Raw genomic sequence first — 16,925 nt, 5'->3', positions numbered from 1 at the left:
CTCCTATCCGAGGGGGCCTTTGCGTTGTCAGGCCACGGCGTCCTTGGCAGCCTTGACCGGGCGGGCGCGGACGATCTTCCGGGCCGGCTTGGCCTTGAACATCATCTCTTCACCCGTGAACGGGTTGGTGCCCTTGCGCGCCTTGGTGGCGGGCTTCTTGATGACCACGAACTTGGCGAAGCCCGGCACCAGGAACAGGCCGTTCTTCTTGAGCTCCTTGTGACCGACGTCGGTCAGCGTCTCCATGACGCTCTTGACGTCACGCTTGGAAAGCTCGGTGGCGGTCGCAATCTTTTCGATCAGCTGCGATTTGGACATTTGGGTTGGCATCGTGTCTCCTCTGATTCGTTGCCGGTTGCATATTAGACCAAGCGGCGAAGGCCTATAGCCTTCTGCACAGTTTTATCGCGTTTTTACGGGCTTTTTTGGCCCTCTGTGACAAAAAACCCTGCATTTTAGCTGCTTCCGGAGCGAAAGGAGCCTCAGGCAGCGGTTTTTGCCTTGTTTCAAAGGCCCGCAAGCCACCTTGCTAAAGCTGATTCGATGCTTTCGACAAGCGACGACCGGCCTCTTTGCCGGAGGCCGGTCGCGATTCACCCTGAAAAATAAGGGTTAGATGCGCTCGATGATGACCGCCGGCGCCATGCCGCCGGCCGCGCACATGGTGACGAGACCGCGCTTGAGGTCGCGCCGTTCGAGCTCGTCGAGCACGGTGCCGATCAGGATCGCGCCGGTCGCGCCGATGGGATGGCCGAGCGCGATCGAGCCGCCATTGACGTTGACCTTGGCGCGGTCGAGCTTGAGATCACGGATGTATTTTTCCGCAACCACCGCAAAGGCCTCGTTGATCTCGAACAGGTCGATGTCGTCGACGGTCAGCCCCGCCTTCGCCAGCACCTTGCGCGTCGCCGGTACCGGCGCATTCAGCATCAGGGTCGGCGAAGTCCCCATGTTGGCCATCGCCACCACGCGGGCGCGCGGCTTGAGGCCATGCGCCTTGGCGTAAGCCGGCGAGGCCAGCAGGATCGCGGCGGCGCCGTCGACGACGCCGGACGAGTTGCCGGCGTGGTGCACGAAGTCGATTTTCAGGTCCGGATATTTTTGCAGGATCAGGCCGCGATAGGTCGTGCCCTTGTCGTCGAGCGCGTAGTCGGCGATCGCCGGAAACGCCGGCTTCAGGCTGCTCAGGCCCTCCATCGTGGTCTGCGGGCGCGGATATTCGTCATGGTCGAGCGCAAGGCTGCCGTCCTCGCGGTGGACGGGCACGAGGCTCTTCTTGAAGTGGCCGTTCGCGATCGCATGCGCGGCACGTTTCTGGCTCTCCAGCCCGAGCGCGTCGACGTCCTGCCGCGTGATGCCTTCCAGCGTCGCGATCGCGTCCGCACAGACGCCCTGATGCGACTGCGGGTGCCGCGCGCGCAGGCGCAGATTGCCGCCATCCATCATCATCGGACCGCCGCCACGGCGTCCCTCCATCGACATCATCTCGCAGCCGCCGGCGATGACGAGGTCTTCCGCGCCTGCCATGATCGAGCTTGCGGCCATGCTGACGCTGGTGATGCCGGAGCCGCAGAAGCGGTCGAGCGTCACGGCGCTAGCGCGCACGTCATAGCCGGCATCGAGCGCCGACATCCGGCCGAGATCGCCGCTTTGCGTTGCGACCTGCGCGCTGCAGCCCCAGACGATGTCGTCGACATCGGCGGTGTCGATGCCGGTGCGGTCGGCGAGCGCGCGCAGCACAGTTGCGCCGAGCTGCTGCGGATGAATGCCCGACAGGGCTCCCTTGCCGGCCTTGCCGATGCCCCGCGGGGTCCGGCAGGCATCGATGATCAGCGCGTCAGCCATTGGCGTTGTCCTCTTGTTATGGGTGTTGAGAGGCGTTGTGAATCAGGGGGACAGGTGAGTCAATGCGTGGTGGCTCGCCTCGCCTCTCCCCGCGTGCGGGGAGAGCCTGGATTTTACGCGCAGCGGAAAATCCGGGTGAGGGGAGCTTCAGCAAGGACGGTAGCAGATGGAACTCGCGGAGAGTCCCCCCTCACCCGGAATTTGCTGTCGCAAATTCCGGCCTCTCCCCGCAGGCGGGGAGAGGCGAAGAGATCACACCCCCGCCGCGTTGGTCGCGATCACGTTGCGATAGAAGCTGGCGCTGAGCTTTGGGGTGCGGACCTGGGTGTCGAAATTGACGTGGTAAAGGCCGAAGCGCTTGTTCAGCCCGTACACCCATTCGAAATTATCCATCAGGCTCCAGAGGAAGTAGCCGCGCACCGGCACGCCCTCACTGGTGGCACGCTGGAGCTGGGCGAGATAGTTGCGCAGATACATGATGCGGTCGGTGTCGTAGATCTTGCCATCGGGCCTCACCACGTCATCGCCGGACGTGCCGTTCTCGCTGATATAGATCGCGTCCGTCTTCCAGATCTTGGCAGCCAGCTTCGGCACCCAATAGATCGTCTCGGGTCCGACGCGCAGCCAGTCCGAATTCATGTGCGGGAACGATTTCGGGATCGGCAGCGGCATGAAGCCGGCCCCCTGGTCGGAAGCAACCACGTAGTTCTGCGGCGCGTAGATGTTGAGGCCGAGGAAATCAACCGGCGAGGAGATGATCTTCAGCTCCGCATCGGTGTATTTCGGCGCGTTGGCCCCCGCGAATTTCAGGAAGGCGTCGGTATACTGGCCCGTCATGATGACGTTGAGATAGCCGCCATTCATCTCGCGTAGCGCGATCTCAGCGGCGCGGACGTTCTCCGGCGTGTCGATCGCGGGCGCGCAGGCATCGATGTTCTCGGCCGGTCCAACCCTGGTGCCGTGGCGGCCATGGGCGCGCACGGCCTGCACCGCGAGTCCGTGCGCGACCGCGCTGTTGTGCCTGATCTGGTTGAGCTCGGCCTGCGGCAGCGTCAGGCCCGGCGCGTCGATGCCAATGCCGTAACCGAAATAAACGAAGCGGCCGCTCTCGTTCAGCGTGAACACGTTCTTGACCCGGTCGGTCAGATGCGCGGCGACATAGGCCGCGTAGTCGCCGAAGATCTTGCAGGTCTCGGTCGAGCGCCAGCCGCCGAAGCGATCCTGGAGCGATTGCGGCAGATCCCAATGATAGAGCGTCAGCCACGGCTCGATGCCGTTCTTGAGGAGCTCGTCGACGAGCCGGTTGTAGAAGTCGAGCCCTTTCGGGTTCGGCTTGCCATCGCCATCCGGAAACACCCGCGGCCAGGCGACCGAAAAGCGATAGGCCTTGCAGCCGAGCTCCTTGATGAGCGCGATATCCTCCTTGTAGCGGCGATAATGCTCATTGGCGCGGTCGCCGGTAGTGCCGTCCTCGATCTTGCCGGGGATGCGCACGAACTTGTCCCAGATCGAAGCCCCTCGCCCATCCTCGTTGACCGCGCCCTCGACCTGATAGGACGAGGTCGCCGTGCCCCAGACAAAGCCCGCCGGAAAGCCGGTGCCGGCGCGCGGCGGCGGTGCCGGGTTGACCTCGACGGCCCCAACGGGATTTGCCATTCCGGCTGCGGACAGCCCCGCGATTTTCGCGAATTGGCGACGCGAGACCTTGTCCGACATTGATGCTGCCTCCTGAGATGGTTTGGGCCAGACGCCCGACGCTTCGGCGCGGACGCTCAGGCATTAATGTCCGGCTTCGACGTCCTGGAAAGTCGGCAAGCTGGGGCCTCCTCCCCATAGTTAACTCATTCAACGCGTTTTCCGCAGCACAATTAATCTAAGCTTCAGGTCTCGCCTATAGGCTGCACTCAGAAAAAACAGTCCCTTTTTGGTTGCGAAAATGCCTCCGTCGTCAATTGCCGCCAATCCGCGGCGGGCCGCGCAAGGTCGCGAAAAGTGGTCCACGTTCTTTGGCACGCTCGATTCGCCCAACGTGCGGCTCCTCGCGGGCGGGCTGCTGATACCAAACCTAATCTCGCTGGCAACGATGGCTTCATTGGTCGATATCGGCTTGCCGCCGCGGACCATCGCCATCGCTCTCTATGCCAGCATTGCCATCCTGGCGCGGCGTATTCCCTTCATGCTCACGGTCGCGCTGTTTCTTGCCGTGCTCACCTTCGACATTGTGCAAACGTTGTCTCTCATGTTCGGCATCGGGCTGAGTGATCTAATGGCAGCTGTCGACCACGCGAGGCGCATCAATTTCTTCGCCTCACCGCTTTATTTCGCTTTGATCGTCACACTCGTCATGACGACGGGCGTAAGCCTGGCATGCTTAAGGCCGCGCGCCATGCTTATGAATGCGAACATACCGGTTCTCTTCTTCTTGGCACAGGCGTTCGGCGTGATGGACTATGTCAGCAACGCGTCGCCACACTACCATTTCGGCTCCACGATGGGACGCCACGAGCCGATCCAATCCGCTGCGGAGGTGTCGGGTTTTAGGCAGGCAGCAGGGGCCGACGGAAACAACGTCGTCCTGGTGATCGTCGAGAGCTTGGGCTACCTGAAGGACCAGAACGCCCGAACGCGCATAGCAGAACCCCTGTATGATCAAAGTCTGACCAGGGACTACACCATCACCTCCGGAAAAACGGTCTATTTCGGTTCGACGACATCGGGCGAGATGCGGGAACTATGTAATACGCGCACATTCTACACAGAGTACGTTCAGAATGACACCAACACCTGCCTGCCGGATCTGCTGGCCGCACGAGGTTATAGCAACATCGCCGTGCACGGCTTCGCTGGAGGTATGTTCGAGCGTGAGCAGTGGTATCCGACAATCGGCTTCGACCAGGAACTCTTCCGCGACGAGCTGGTCAGAACGACCCGCCGCGTATGCGGCAGCGCCTTCGCCGGCGCGTGCGATGCAGATCTCGCGCCCGTGATTTCGGCGGCCTCCCGCGAAGCGGGAAAGCAAGGCAAGCCACGGTTCATCTATTGGCTCACACTGAATACCCATATTCCGGTCGCGCCTGGTCAAGCTCTGACGGATTTTCATTGCGAGACCGACGGCGGCGTCTTCGGTCGACCCAAGGTTTGCAGGATGGCCGAACTTTGGCACGACGTATTCGCCGTCGTCGCAAAGATAGCTCGCGACCCAGCCGTGGCGCCGGCCGACATCCTGGTGGTCGGCGACCATGCGCCGCCGTTCTGGTCGAGACATGACCGGGCCCAATTCGAGCCCGGTCAAGTGGCTTGGTACAGGCTCCAGCCACAGCGAGCGTCTCCTCCGCCGATGCAGGACGCTCACAACCAACAGCGAGCATCGACAGACGACGCGGCAAGTCTAAGCCTCGTCAATTCGCGATGATTGATTTGCATAATGTCAACGGAAGTGCAGCGGGGCGGATAGCAGTCGAAGTGCGCAATGACCGAGCAGCGGTATTGCGCATGTCTGTCGCTCTCGTCCTCGAAGATCTGTAAAGTGGCTTCACGCCCTCAAGGTTGTCCAGCTGCCGTTTTGCCGCTATCAGCCCAGGTATCGGAGACCAGCGCGATGCCTCTCCTCGCTCAGCGCGAGCGCTTCGGCAACTTCGGCAGCTTGTCGGGATTGAACGCCGGCATCTGCTCGGATCGTTCAGGTGCCGGTGGCTGCTGTTCCGTCAGGATGAGCGTGCCCTGGAGGATCATTCCTGGGACTTGTACGGCGGTCGCCGTGTAGGTCGCGATCTTGCCGGGGCAGTTTCCTTCGATGGTCAGCGTCAGTTCATCGTCGTTGCCGAACACCGTTGCGCGTCCATCGGTATGACGCTTCGTCGATACAGTGGCGGTGAAGCGATCTCCATCGACCTGACAGGAGCCATGATACGTCATCAGGCTGTCGCGGCCCCAGATCTGTCCGTCTGCGACATGGACGATGCCGGTACCCTGGTCGAGCGGCGTCTTGTACCAAGCCGCGTAGGTGCCGTCCTTCAGCATGGGAGCCGTCTCCCCTGGTATTCCCAAGCGGATAGTCCGCATCATTAGCGCTAAGAAAGCGTTAATCGCGCGGCCCGTGCCAATCCGGTCTGTCCTTGCGCAGCTCGGCTTCAAGCTCTTCGATGATGCTGTGAAGCAGACACGCGGCGAGCGGATCTGTCACTTCCCGCTCCAGGCGCCTGTAACGCGCGATCTGGAATTCCTGCTCTTTCAACTGGTGCTCTGTCATCAGGCGGCCCTCCGGCGAACCGACGCGCAGACGGCCGGAGAGTTTCGTTAAAATTTTCGGATCATTTGCGATGGTTTCTGTTTGGTTAAACGAGCAATGCGGCGGCGAGGAATTCAGGGTGCAGCCGATCTCGTGCCATCCGCCCGATCGCGGAGGCCGCTCTCGATCAATCAAGCCATGTCGCTTGGAAAAGCGGACGTGGAACGCCGACGCGCGTCCGCTACGGACGAACAGGCGACATCAAAGCTGCCGGTTGGGAGGATCAATTCGGGCGCGCCTCGAACGCTCGGCCTCGTTCCTCGCTACTTCTTTTTCACCGCCCCGAAATCCGGCTGCCAAGCGGCTTCCTTGCGGCTCGGCGCCGCGGCGATCACCTTGGCTTTTTCCTTCTTCGGCTTCTTGGCTTCGCGATTGCCGCGTTGCTGGCCCTTCGCCATGTCGCTCTCCTTTGGTGGTTTGAGTTCGTCGAGTTCGTTCGACTGCAGCACCCGTCCACGCGGAGTGCAGACCCTGACGTCCATGTAGCCCTCGCGCAGCAGTTTTCGCGCGAGCCGCAGCGCGACCGTTGCACTGCCGCGGCCGACATTGGAGCTTCCGTACTCCTTGGTCCCACTGACCAGATACGGCACGCGGGTTGCCCTAGCCATTGAGGATGGCAGTTCCACACACGAGAAGCAGCAAAAACAACGGAACGATCACCGGCGGCACGATCCATTCCGAGATGCGAACACGAGACATCGAATGCTCCTGCGAGGCCTTCGGCGGGAGCACACGTGACCCTCAGTCACCGGTCGAAGCCGTTGAGACGTGCGGTGATGGCGGCGAGCGTACGCCCGTGCCGAGCCAATAGCGAGCGTTAAATGCGGCGCGGGGACGGCTCCGCTGTGACATCTTCGTTTGCCGGCGGGTCACGATAGTGCTGGCTATTGCTGCGCGAAGGGCGCATGGTCGCGACAGCCAGCATCGGTTGGGCCTTCACTTGCGAAAGGCAGGCGTGCATGACCATCCGCTCGCGGCGAGAAACCGTCAACTTCAAGCATCCGTTCCGCATCCGCGGCATCGAGCGCGTCTTGCCGGCCGGCACCTATGAGATCGTCACCGACGAGGAGACGATCGAGGGCCTGACCTTCTCGGCCTATCGCCGCATTGCCACGATGATCACCATGCGCGCCGAAGGCGCTTGCGGCGCCACGGAGATGCTGTCGATCGCCTCGATCGATCTTGCGAACGCGCAAGCTGCGGACGCGAGCATCGCCTATGACTGACCAGCCGGTCGATCTCGACAAGCATCGCGGCATGGCCGCGCAGAAAGCAACCGACCTGCGCCGCGCGTTGGCTGACGTCGAGGCCAATCTCCGCGAGCTGCGCGAGCGCGAAGCCGATCTCGAAAACCGCATGATGACGGTGCCTGCCGCGTCCTGGCCGGAGGCGGCAGTGAGGGCGCGTCATCTGCTCAACCTCTATGCTGCGAGTCTGCCTGCCGAGGATACGCGCCATCGCGCGCTGGTGGCAGCACTGTTCGACGATTTCGCCCGGCTATCGGGGGAGGGCTGAGGCGAACGCCGGCCGCCTGCATTCGCGACGCGTGCCATGCTCGGGCGACCGGGAAGCGGGCGCGGGAGATGATTGGAGGCACGATCGTGCCGGGTCGCAATCAGGTACCGGAGCAAGCCATGACATTGACCAGCGGCCGCTTTATCAGCCACGAATACGACCGGATGATCGTCCGGTTCTCGATGCATGACGGTGCCAGGGAGATTCCTTGTGCGATCTCCACCTCCGCGATGGACTATCTCGAGCGCGGGCCGCAAGTCCGACCCGAGCAGCGGGAAGCCCAGTTCACGCGCCTGCGGGATCGCATCGAAGCTCGAGCGGCCAGCAAATATCGCGCGACAGAGTTCGAAGGCACGCCACCGGGCATCGTGCTGCGAGGCATCGATTTCAGACCATAGCCCGACGGCATGCTTCCCAATGACGGCGCTCTCTATTCCGCCCGTGCCTTGATCTCGGGCAAGGGTGGCTTGCGCTCAAACGGTTTCTTTTTCGGCGGCGCGGGCAGCAAGCCCTCTCGGATCGCCTGCTTCCGAGCGAGCTTGCGGGCCCGGCGAATGGCTTCAGATTTCTCGCGGGTCTTTCTCTCGGACGGCTTTTCGTAGGAACGCCGCTGCTTCATTTCCCGGAAGACGCCCTCGCGTTGCATTTTCTTCTTGAGAACACGAAGTGCCTGCTCGACGTTGTTGTCTCTGACAAGTACGTGCAATTGATCCTCCTCGCTCAGGGCTGCGGATGCGACACGTCCTGCTGGCAGCCGATTGCGCAGGAGCTTCATTGCGACTTTTGAGGATAGTGGCGGCGACATTCGTCGCGCTGAGCCGATCTGCTTGTCACAGCGATGCAGCTTGGTGGCATCCACGTGACCACTCTCGTGCAGCGCTGTCAATCGATAACGTCTTGCTTGCATGTCAACAGAGGCGCGCGAAGCGCCTAGAATAGCTTTGCCAGCGCGCAAGAAGCGTTCAAGACGCCGGCGCGATAATCGCCTTGAACGCCACCGACGAAACTTAAAGGGGCCGATCACATGCCGGAAAGTGCAGGTCGTGCCTAGAATCAAGCCAGACTGCGGAATCATCACTTTCTTGCTCGCGTCCGGCGCAAATCGGCAGACGTGCCGGCTCGCGACGACATTCAACACGCAGAAGCAGGCCTTCAGCTATCTCCAGAAGCATCGAACGGAGTTCGAGCGCATGGCGCGGGCGCGACATTGTTCTGTCAGGGCTTCGAGGGCTTTTGATCCCAGGGGCGCTTGCCGTCCGCGTCACGATCCCAAGGCCGCGTTGTGGGCGCACTCTTCTCGGCCTTGGCCGCTTTCGCGCGGTCAACCTTAACCTGTTCGCGATCGGTAAGCGGCGGCTTTTGAGTGGAACTGACTTGAGCGAGGACCGGAAATGTGGTGACCAGCGCAACCATAAGGAATTTCATCATCCCCGTGTTTAGCACTGATATCCGAATGCGTCCGATTTAGTTTGCCGAAGCTCACGCGTCTGCTTTGAATAAAGTAGACATGACGCAGCGCCAGTGCGAGTCCGCCTCAGGCCGTAGCGGAGGGTAGTGCATCGAGGACGCCTAGAACGTCACCCGCATGCCCGCATAGAACGCCCTTGGCCGTGCCGGGCTGAGCGAGCGCGGGTCGGTGAATTCTGCGCCGCCATTGGTGAAGTTGGGCAAGGCTTCGCGGTCGAAGAACTGGCCGTAGGTCGCGTAACGCTTGTCGAAGACGTTGTCGACGCGGCCGTAGAGCTGGACGTTCTTCGTGACCTGGTAGGAGGTGTGGAGATTGAACACCGTGTAGGACGGTAGCCTCGCGAACTGATTCGACTCGTCGCCGACCAGATGCTGGCTGGAGACGAACAGCGCGTTGCCGCCAACCTTCCAGACGTCGGTCACGGCGTAGTCGACGCCGATCTTGACGCGATGGCGCGGGATCGCGGGGATTTGGTTGCCGGGCGAGACGTGGATGGTCTCGGTGACAGGATCCCTGAACGGGCTCTCGGAGCCGAGTTCCAGCGGGTCAAGGAAGCGCGCGTCGAGGAAGGCGTAGCTCGCCTGAAACTGGAGCGTGGGAGACTTGATGTCGACTTCGGCTTCGAATCCCTGCCGGCGCGTCCGGCCGACATTGGAAAAATAGCCGAAGCCGGTGCGCCCGACGGCGGGTACCGCAACAATGTCGTCATAGTTGGTGGCGCGGAAGCCGCCGATCTTCCAGCCGAGCGTGCCGATGTTCAGCTCCTTGGTGCCGCGCAGGCCCGCTTCTACTGTCTTGGACACGACCTGCTTCAGCGGCGGGTCGGAGACGAGAAACGCCGCAAGCAGGCAGGGACGGACTGGATCGGCACAACCGAGCTCGAGCGGCGTCGGCACGCGGTTGGCCTCGGAATAGCCGGCATAGGCGGTCAGCTCGGGCGTGATCTTGTAGGTGCCGCCAACCACCGGATTGAACCGGGTGAAGGTGTGATCGCCGTTGAGGTCGGTCCCGAGCTGATCTTCCAGCGTGATGCGCGCCACGTTGAAGCGGCCCCCGCCGGTGACGGCGAAGGCGTCCGTGACGTTGAACGTATCCATCGCGTAGATGCCGTTATACTGATTGACGGTCCGCAACGAGATAGGACCGGCAACCGGATCCGGCGTGCCGGTCGCTCCCAAGAAGACGCCGCTGCCGCTGACGACGTAGTTTTCTCCGATCGAGCCGATCTCGGCGGTCGCATTATAGCGCGTGACACTGGCGTCATAGGTGGCGCCCATCACGAAGCGGTTGTCGTGGCCTAACAGTTGATCGGTGTTGGTGGCCTGCCCCGACACGCCGAGAGTGGTCGACCTTATCGTGCTCCGGTCGATCTCGCCGAGGATGGTGCCCGAGGCAAAGGGATTGGCGAGCTGAAGACCGTTCGTGCCGTTCGTCGGTGTCGTATCGTCGCCGAAGCACAGCAGCCCTGCAATGGCACATTCCTGCACATCGGTCGGATTGCCGTCGACGAGCTTCTGCTCGTAGCGGCGCACATGGGCGGTGCCTTCGAGCGTCCAGGTCGGCGTCGCATCGACCTTGCCGGTGAGGTTGAGATAGCCGACGCGATTGCTCGTGGTCTGCGGTGTGGTGTAGGTCGCGCCCCAATATTTGTCGAGCAGCTCGGCCGGAACGGTGGCATTGGCGCCGAAATCGTTCTTGGCGACGCCCATGTTGGCGTGGAATTCACTGTCGCCGGCCTTGTAGCCGACATCGCCGTAGAAGCGCCGCACGTCCGATCGGGAGAAATTGCGGAAACCGTTGTCGTGCAGGCCTTCGAGCGCGGCATAGACGCCAAAATTCTTGTCGACCTGCTTGCCCCATTGCGCTGAGCCCTGGATGCGGCCGAACGAGCCGCCCATGACATCGAGCTCCGCATCCTGATAGGTGAAACCGTCCTTCATTTGCAGGTCGATGGCGCCGCCCAGCGCGTTGAGGCCGAAGGCGGGATTGTTGGTCACCAGCGTCACCGACCTGATCGCGGCGGTGGGGATCAGGTCCCAATTGACGGCGTCCGAGAAGGCTTCGTTGATGCGGACGCCGTTTTGGTACACGGCGAGGCCTTGCGGCGTGCCCGTCACGGGCGAGGCGACAAAGCCGCGGAACTCGACATCCGGCTGAAACGGATTGCCGGTGACTTCGCTGATGTTGACGCCGGCGATGTTGTCGCGCAGTGCATCGGTGACGTTCAGCGAGCCGGTGCGCTTGATCTGGCTTGCATCGACGGCATTGATCGACGACGGGACCTTGTCGACGTCGAGACCTCGGCCGGTGCCCGGTGCGGTCGGATAGACGTAAATGCGTGTCCTGGGGCTCGCGGACGACGGCGCGCCTACGCGGGCGACCGGTCGCGATGGCGCAGTGCGCCTCGCCGTCGATGGCGGTGGTGCGGTCACCTCGACCGGCGGCAGGTTCTGAACGTTGGTCTCATCGTCCTGCGCCGCCGCGGCAGGGCCTGCAAAGACCAATCCCGACATCAGCCCCGTCGACACCGAGGCCATCAACAAACGACGCTTGAACGAAAGACCCTTGCCCATCCCCGCCTTCCAATCCGTGACCACCGGCTGTTTTGATTTTCGCCGTTTGGTCGAGACAAGTGTAATCAGCGGCAGTGGGTGCGCCAGCCACAAAAGGTCGGGAGATATCCGCACCCGTTTTCCCGACCAAATCGGGAATTCTTCCCGATGATGTCGGGCGCGATCAGGCCGCCGCCGTCGGAACCAGCGCCTCGACGGTCAAACCGCTCTCGCCAGAGACGACATTGAGCGTGCCGCCCAGCGCCAGGATCCGCTCGCGCATGCCGACGAGGCCGAAGCCGAGCTTGTGCCCCGGCTCCATGCCGCGGCCATTGTCGCTGACCCTCACCCGGGCGCAGACGCGACCATCACGGGTCGCCTGCTCCGCCGGTTCAATGACGACGTTGACCGAGGTTGCGCCGGCATGGCGGAACACGTTGGTGAGCGCCTCCTGCACGATGCGGTAGATGGTGAGGTCGGCGGTCTCGCCGGTCGCGCCCAGCGCGGGCGAAATCGAGGTCTCGATCGTGACCTCGGGATGCGAACTCCCGCCATAGCCGCGACAGCAATTCGAGCGCCTGGCGCAGGCCAAGCTCGGCGAGGCCGACGGGCCGGAGCCGCTCCAGCACGCGGCGGGTGAACTGCTGGAGCGCATTGATCTGCTCCAGCAAGGCGCTGCCGTGCTTTCGGACGGCCTCCGCACTCGGCGCACGTCCGTCCGCCAGCTTCGCCAGCGCGCTGGCATGAGCGCGCAGCGAGAACAGATACGGCCCGAACTGGTCATGCAGCTCGCGCGCGATCTCCTTGCGCTCGAACGTCCTGGAGCGACACCGCACGCTCGGCAAGGCGCCGCTTGTCCTCGACCGCCTCGCCGAGCGCTGCCGCGAGATGATTGAGCTTGCCGCAGATCGCGGCGAGTTCGGGCGCGCCGCCCGGCGTGACCCGAGCGTCATAATGACCGCCCTCGATCTCGGCCATGGTCTCGGCCAACGACTGGAGCGGCACCAGCGCCCGGCCGACCACATTCATCATCACCAGGAACAGCACGACCGCGATAACCGAGCCGACCTCGAGCTGGGTCACGATGCTGTCCCAGATTTCGGCCATTTCGTCGTTCGGATGCGAGGTGATCACGAGCGAGCCGGGCTTGCCATGGATCGAGACGGGCACGCTGACCGCGGTCTGCTCAGGATGAACCAGGCTGACGAACCAGGCCGGCGGCCCGCGCGTCTCGGCGTCGGCATCAGGCCGGGGCGGCGTCAGCGGATGGCCGCCGGCGTCCCGAAGCGCGATGCTGACATGGCGCAGACGGCTGAGATCGCGCGCGATCTGGTTCAATCTCGCATCCGGATCGGGCGCCTCGTTGAGATCGGCAACGATCATCTCGATGAACTCGCGCGCGAGTCGGATCACGCTCTGGTCCTCGGCCTGCACGCGCGGCCCCGCCTCCGCAACCTGGCGGCCGATATTGACGGCGAGCCCGAGTGCCAGCAGCAGCGCCAGCAACAGGTTGATGCGCCCGCGCAAGGATAGATTTTGCCACATTGGTATCGCTCGTGCCCCGCGAAGGTTTTGCCCGCGCCTGTCCGATGACGTTGACAGAGGCGAAGCGGCGGATATCTAATCGGAAGCGTACAGCAATCCCGGCCGGGTTGCATGAGGCGACGTGAAGACGCGCGCGTCTTGCCTGGTCGGCCCTCATGCGGCGCAGAACAGGCCGAGGCTGTCGCGGGGAACGCCTATGCGCATTCTGATCGTCGACGATCATCCCATCGTCGCCTCCGGCTGCCGTGCCGTGCTGGCCGACGAGGGCGAGATCGAGATTTTGGAGGCTGCCGATGCCGAAGACGGCGAGTGCGTCTTCATCGTCGAGCGCCCCGACCTCTGCATCATCGACATCAACCTGCCGACCGTCTCCGGTTTCGAGCTCGCGCGCCGCATCCTCGAGCGCGCGCCCGAGGCCCGCATCATCATGTTCAGCATGAACGACGATCCGGCCTTCGCCGCGCGCGCGATCGAATGCGTGCGCCAAGGGCTACGTTTCCAAGACCGGCGACCCCGACGACCTCGTCGAGGCGATCCGCGCCGTCGGCGGCGGCGGCACCTACCTGCCGAGCGCGATCGCGCGCAGCATTGCCTTTGCGGGACCGATGCTGGCGCAAAGCCCGCTGTCGAAGCTGAACGCGCGCGAGATGGAGATCCTGCGGCTGCTCAGCGCCGGAAAAAGCCTGTCCGAGATCGCCTGGCTGGTGCAATCGTCCTACAAGACGGTGGCCAACACCTCCTCGATCATGCGACAGAAGCTCGGGGTGAAGACCTCGGTCGAGCTGGTGCGTCTGGCGATCGACAGCGGCGTTGCCTGACATCGCCACAAATTTCGGTCATACAAGCGTTGCAATCTTGATGTGGTGAGATGCCACGGAGCTTTTGGGCATGACGATTCAGGACTGTCGACGAACAAATCCTATGGCGGCGTGCAGGGCGTATACCGCCACGCGAGCCAGGCGACCGGAACCGACATGGTGTTCTCGGTCTATGTCCCCCGCATGCCGACGGCGCCAAGCTGCCCGTGGTCTGGTACCTCTCCGGGCTCACCTGCGCGCATGCCAACGTCACCGAGAAGGGCGAATTCCGCAAAGCCTGCGCCGAGCTCGGCCTGATCCTTCGTCGCGCCCGACACCTCACCGCGCGGGCCCGACGTGCCTGGTGATGCCAACAACGCCTATGATTTCGGCCTGGGCGCCGGCTTCTACGTCGACGCGACGCAAGAGCCGTTTGCACGCAACTATCGCATGTGGAGCTACGTCACCGACGAGCTGCCGAAGCTGGTGACGGAGAATTTTCCAGTCGACGCCAAGCGGCAATCGGTGATGGGGCATTCGATGGGCGGCCACGGCGCGCTGACGGTGGCGCTGCGCAATCCGCACCGCTACCGCGCGGCAAGCGCCTTCGCCCCGATCGTGGCGCCCTCGCTCGTGCCCTGGGGCATCAAGGCGCTGACCGGTTATCTCGGGCCGAACAAGGACGCCTGGCGCAGCCACGACACGGTGGCACTGATCGAGGACGGCGCGAAATTCTCCGGCTTCCTGATCGACGTGGGTGAGGCCGACAACTTCCTGAAAGAACAGCTCAAGCCGGAGCTGCTTGAAGCCGCCTGCACCAAGGCGAGCATCGCGTTGACGCTGCGGCGCCAGGCGGGCTACGACCACAGCTACTATTTCATCTCGACCTTCATGAGCGATCATCTGCACTGGCATGCGGAGAGATTGAAGGGGTGAGCTTTCTCCTCTCCCTCTCCCCGTTCTTACGGGGAGAGGGTTGGGGTGAGGGGCCGCCTCCGCAAAAACGGTAACAGTTGGAGTCGCGGAGACTCCCCCTCACCCGGAATTTGCTTTCGCGAATTCCGGCCTCTCCCCGCAGGCGGGGAGAGGCGAAGACCTCACGGCCGCCCGTAATTCGGCGCCAGCAAGCGGTTGCGGATCAGATAGCTCATCGTTCGCGTCCAGGATTCATCGCTGTTGCCGCGCATGTCGGCGCTGGCGACCGTGATCATGTTGCCGGATTTCACGTCGCGCAGATAGATGTTCAGGTTGATGATCAGGTTCGAGACCTTCTGCACGAGCCCGGTGATCTCCAGCTCGGCGCCGAGCTGCCCGGCGAGCTTGAGGTCGCAGCCGCCGCAGGCTTGCAGGTTCGCGTGACGGGCGGCATCCCTGATTGGGGCGATGTCGAGCACCTGGAACCTGCCTGAATCAGCCAGCTCCTTGCGCAGCTGCTCGCTGATGCGCTCCAGCCGCGCCAGCTCGGGCCTCGAGCCGTAGAACTCGCCAGGCAGGCTGGTGTCGATCAGCTCGAAATCGAACACCGCCAGTTTCGGCGGGTCGGCGAGCGCGACCGATCCGGTCAACAGCAAAGCGGCCAGACGTATCAGTGCTCGCACGATCGTGATTCCAGTCCCCATGCGCGCGAGGACGAAATGCGGGGTTGCATGCCCTGACAAATTGGTCATGCTTTAGCAGAGACAATTCTCCAACGGCGGTCAAGCCGGAGAGATCGTCCGGAGGAAACATGATCCGATGGTTGGTCGGCCTGATCGGCTTGGGTGTTGCCGCGACGAGCGCGCTCGCGGCGGACCCTGTTGCGATCGGCGTCGGCTATCTCGGCGTCGCCGGCACCAGATCGACGCTGTCGCTGGTCGAGCAGCCCGCGGAGAATGACGGTGTCGCCGGCGCCCGTCTCGCCATCGAAGACAACAACACCACCGGAAAATTCCTGGGCCAGCGCTTTACGCTGGAGGAGCGCCGCATCAAGGAAGGTGAGGATCCAGTCCAGGCCGCGACTGCGCTCGCCGAGAAGAACGGCTTCATCATCGCCGACCTGCCGGCCGATGCGCTGCTGAAGGTCTCGGACGCCTTGCGCGATCGCGGCACCCTGCTGTTCAACGTCGGCGCAATCGACGAGCGGCTGCGCGAGGCCGATTGCCGCACCAACGTCATCCACACCGCGCCGACGCGCGCGATGCTGGCGGATGCGCTCGGGCAATATCTGGTGTGGAAGCTGTGGAAACGCTGGCTGCTGGTGGTCGGCTCGCATGACGAGGACAAGCTGTTCGCCGATGCACTCCGGCGCACCGCAACGCGGTTCGGCGCCAAGATCGTGCAGGAGCGCACCTTCGAGGACAAAGGCGGCGCGCGCCGGACTCGACTCCGGCGTGACGCTGATCCAGCGCCAGATGCCGGTGTTCACGCAGCAGGCCCCGGCGTACGACGTGCTCGTTGTCGCCGACGAGAGCGAGGTGTTCGGCGCGTATCTGCCCTATCGCACCTGGGATCCGCGCCCCGTCGCGGGCTCGGCCGGCCTCGTGCCGCGCAGCTGGGATGCCGCGCAGGACCAGTGGGGCGCGATCCAGATGCAGAACCGCTTCGTCAAGCTGAATTCGCGGCGCATGACCGCGCTCGACATGCAGGCCTGGACCGCGGTGCGCATGATCGGCGAAGCCACCTCGCGCACCAATTCCGGCGACGTCAAGAAAGTCACCGACTTCATCAAGGGCCCGGATTTCTCGGTCGCCGCCTTCAAGGGCACGCGGCTCACCCTGCGCGACTGGAATCTCCAGCTGCGCCAGCCGATCCTGCTGGTCGACGGCCGCATGGTGGTAACGGTGTCGCCACAGGAGGGATTCCTGCACCAGGTCTCCGAGCTCGACACGCTCGGCTATGACCGCCCGGAGAGCAAATGCAAGTTGAAATGAGGACGC

14 protein-coding genes and 4 pseudogenes are annotated in these 16,925 nt (G+C 63.2%); 7 read left to right on the top strand and 11 right to left on the bottom strand.

Annotated features, from left to right (window positions below; translation table 11 throughout):
* Positions 1 to 27 precede the first annotated feature (27 nt).
* The 3 genes from ACSKB8_RS22620 to ACSKB8_RS22610 form a co-directional block, all read right to left on the bottom strand.
* Positions 28 to 330, bottom strand: a complete 303-nt coding sequence (locus ACSKB8_RS22620; protein ID WP_084805933.1) for an HU family DNA-binding protein — start codon at positions 328 to 330, stop codon at positions 28 to 30.
* A gap of 282 nt (positions 331 to 612) precedes the next feature.
* Entirely contained in the window at positions 613 to 1,845 is a 1,233-nt protein-coding gene (locus ACSKB8_RS22615; RefSeq protein WP_438106475.1) for an acetyl-CoA C-acetyltransferase, read from the bottom strand.
* 252 nt (positions 1,846 to 2,097) lie between these two features.
* On the bottom strand, positions 2,098 to 3,561 hold the full coding sequence (locus tag ACSKB8_RS22610; RefSeq protein ID WP_438106474.1) for a GH1 family beta-glucosidase: 1,464 nt from the start codon (positions 3,559 to 3,561) through the stop codon (positions 2,098 to 2,100).
* A 208-nt stretch (positions 3,562 to 3,769) separates the two neighbouring features.
* On the opposite strand from ACSKB8_RS22610, the gene ACSKB8_RS22605 reads away from it, so the two are divergent.
* Positions 3,770 to 5,257, top strand: coding sequence for a sulfatase-like hydrolase/transferase (locus tag ACSKB8_RS22605; RefSeq protein WP_438106472.1), 1,488 nt, complete (start codon positions 3,770 to 3,772; stop codon positions 5,255 to 5,257).
* Between the two features lie 200 nt (positions 5,258 to 5,457).
* On the opposite strand, the gene ACSKB8_RS22600 is transcribed toward ACSKB8_RS22605, so the two are convergent.
* The 3 genes from ACSKB8_RS22600 to ACSKB8_RS22590 all read right to left on the bottom strand — a co-directional run bounded on the left by ACSKB8_RS22600 (position 5,458) and on the right by ACSKB8_RS22590 (position 6,741).
* Entirely contained in the window at positions 5,458 to 5,865 is a 408-nt protein-coding gene (locus tag ACSKB8_RS22600) for a hypothetical protein (RefSeq protein WP_438106470.1), read from the bottom strand.
* A 61-nt stretch (positions 5,866 to 5,926) separates the two neighbouring features.
* Positions 5,927 to 6,268, bottom strand: coding sequence for a hypothetical protein (locus ACSKB8_RS22595; RefSeq protein ID WP_438110906.1), 342 nt, complete (start codon positions 6,266 to 6,268; stop codon positions 5,927 to 5,929).
* 128 nt (positions 6,269 to 6,396) lie between these two features.
* Complete coding sequence (locus ACSKB8_RS22590) at positions 6,397 to 6,741, bottom strand: hypothetical protein (RefSeq protein ID WP_438106468.1); 345 nt, start codon at positions 6,739 to 6,741, stop codon at positions 6,397 to 6,399.
* Between the two features lie 351 nt (positions 6,742 to 7,092).
* Between ACSKB8_RS22590 and ACSKB8_RS22585 the strand changes: the two genes are divergently transcribed.
* The 3 genes from ACSKB8_RS22585 (at position 7,093) to ACSKB8_RS22575 (ending at position 8,046) form a co-directional block, all read left to right on the top strand.
* Positions 7,093 to 7,359 carry a hypothetical protein gene (locus ACSKB8_RS22585; RefSeq protein ID WP_438106466.1) on the top strand — a complete coding sequence of 89 codons (267 nt, stop codon included), beginning with the start codon at positions 7,093 to 7,095 and terminating at the stop codon, positions 7,357 to 7,359.
* Positions 7,352 to 7,648, top strand: a complete 297-nt coding sequence (locus ACSKB8_RS22580) for a hypothetical protein (protein WP_438106465.1) — start codon at positions 7,352 to 7,354, stop codon at positions 7,646 to 7,648. Before ACSKB8_RS22585 ends, ACSKB8_RS22580 begins: the two co-directional genes overlap by 8 nt.
* 119 nt (positions 7,649 to 7,767) lie before the next feature.
* A complete protein-coding gene (locus ACSKB8_RS22575) occupies positions 7,768 to 8,046 on the top strand; it encodes a DUF1488 domain-containing protein (RefSeq protein ID WP_130211800.1) in 279 nt (92 codons plus the stop codon).
* A 32-nt stretch (positions 8,047 to 8,078) separates the two neighbouring features.
* Here ACSKB8_RS22575 and rpsU read toward each other — a convergent pair whose 3' ends face one another.
* The 4 genes and pseudogenes from rpsU to ACSKB8_RS22555 all read right to left on the bottom strand — a co-directional run bounded on the left by rpsU (position 8,079) and on the right by ACSKB8_RS22555 (position 13,213).
* Positions 8,079 to 8,354: a 30S ribosomal protein S21 gene (gene rpsU / locus ACSKB8_RS22570; RefSeq protein WP_027572522.1), complete on the bottom strand. Its 276-nt coding sequence runs from the start codon at positions 8,352 to 8,354 to the stop codon at positions 8,079 to 8,081.
* A 509-nt stretch (positions 8,355 to 8,863) separates the two neighbouring features.
* The gene (locus tag ACSKB8_RS22565; RefSeq protein WP_438106463.1) at positions 8,864 to 9,061 is read right to left on the bottom strand and encodes a hypothetical protein; all 198 of its coding nucleotides are present in this window, start codon (positions 9,059 to 9,061) and stop codon (positions 8,864 to 8,866) included.
* 156 nt (positions 9,062 to 9,217) lie between these two features.
* Entirely contained in the window at positions 9,218 to 11,689 is a 2,472-nt protein-coding gene (locus ACSKB8_RS22560; protein ID WP_438106461.1) for a TonB-dependent receptor, read from the bottom strand.
* 163 nt (positions 11,690 to 11,852) lie between these two features.
* Positions 11,853 to 13,213 (bottom strand): annotated as a pseudogene (locus ACSKB8_RS22555) (histidine kinase).
* Between the two features lie 196 nt (positions 13,214 to 13,409).
* Between ACSKB8_RS22555 and ACSKB8_RS22550 the strand changes: the two are divergent.
* Both ACSKB8_RS22550 and fghA read left to right on the top strand, forming a co-directional pair.
* Positions 13,410 to 14,031 (top strand): annotated as a pseudogene (locus tag ACSKB8_RS22550) (response regulator).
* 70 nt (positions 14,032 to 14,101) lie between these two features.
* Positions 14,102 to 14,946 (top strand): annotated as a pseudogene (gene fghA / locus ACSKB8_RS22545) (S-formylglutathione hydrolase).
* 161 nt (positions 14,947 to 15,107) lie between these two features.
* On the opposite strand, the gene ACSKB8_RS22540 reads toward fghA, so the two are convergent.
* Positions 15,108 to 15,677 (bottom strand): DUF3280 domain-containing protein, encoded by a 570-nt coding sequence (locus tag ACSKB8_RS22540; protein WP_438106460.1) that lies wholly within the window; start codon positions 15,675 to 15,677, stop codon positions 15,108 to 15,110.
* A gap of 59 nt (positions 15,678 to 15,736) precedes the next feature.
* Here ACSKB8_RS22540 and ACSKB8_RS22535 point away from each other — a divergent pair.
* A pseudogene (locus ACSKB8_RS22535) lies at positions 15,737 to 16,919 on the top strand (ABC transporter substrate-binding protein).
* The last annotated feature ends 6 nt before the right edge of the window (positions 16,920 to 16,925 follow it).

Source organism: Bradyrhizobium sp. BR 1432 (assembly GCF_051547705.1).
Lineage (GTDB): Bacteria > Pseudomonadota > Alphaproteobacteria > Rhizobiales > Xanthobacteraceae > Bradyrhizobium > Bradyrhizobium zhanjiangense.
This window is presented reverse-complemented; position numbering and strand designations above follow the sequence as displayed.

Coding starts and splice junctions, on each gene's coding strand:
- ACSKB8_RS22610 (WP_438106474.1), bottom strand. CDS start 3,561: ATGTCGGACAAGGTCTCGCGTCGCCAATTCGCGAAAATCGCGGGGCTG.
- ACSKB8_RS22560 (WP_438106461.1), bottom strand. CDS start 11,689: ATGGGCAAGGGTCTTTCGTTCAAGCGTCGTTTGTTGATGGCCTCGGTG.
- ACSKB8_RS22600 (WP_438106470.1), bottom strand. CDS start 5,865: ATGCTGAAGGACGGCACCTACGCGGCTTGGTACAAGACGCCGCTCGAC.
- ACSKB8_RS22615 (WP_438106475.1), bottom strand. CDS start 1,845: ATGGCTGACGCGCTGATCATCGATGCCTGCCGGACCCCGCGGGGCATC.
- ACSKB8_RS22620 (WP_084805933.1), bottom strand. CDS start 330: ATGCCAACCCAAATGTCCAAATCGCAGCTGATCGAAAAGATTGCGACC.
- ACSKB8_RS22580 (WP_438106465.1), top strand. CDS start 7,352: ATGACTGACCAGCCGGTCGATCTCGACAAGCATCGCGGCATGGCCGCG.
- ACSKB8_RS22590 (WP_438106468.1), bottom strand. CDS start 6,741: ATGGCTAGGGCAACCCGCGTGCCGTATCTGGTCAGTGGGACCAAGGAG.
- ACSKB8_RS22575 (WP_130211800.1), top strand. CDS start 7,768: ATGACATTGACCAGCGGCCGCTTTATCAGCCACGAATACGACCGGATG.
- ACSKB8_RS22585 (WP_438106466.1), top strand. CDS start 7,093: ATGACCATCCGCTCGCGGCGAGAAACCGTCAACTTCAAGCATCCGTTC.
- ACSKB8_RS22565 (WP_438106463.1), bottom strand. CDS start 9,061: ATGGTTGCGCTGGTCACCACATTTCCGGTCCTCGCTCAAGTCAGTTCC.
- ACSKB8_RS22540 (WP_438106460.1), bottom strand. CDS start 15,677: ATGACCAATTTGTCAGGGCATGCAACCCCGCATTTCGTCCTCGCGCGC.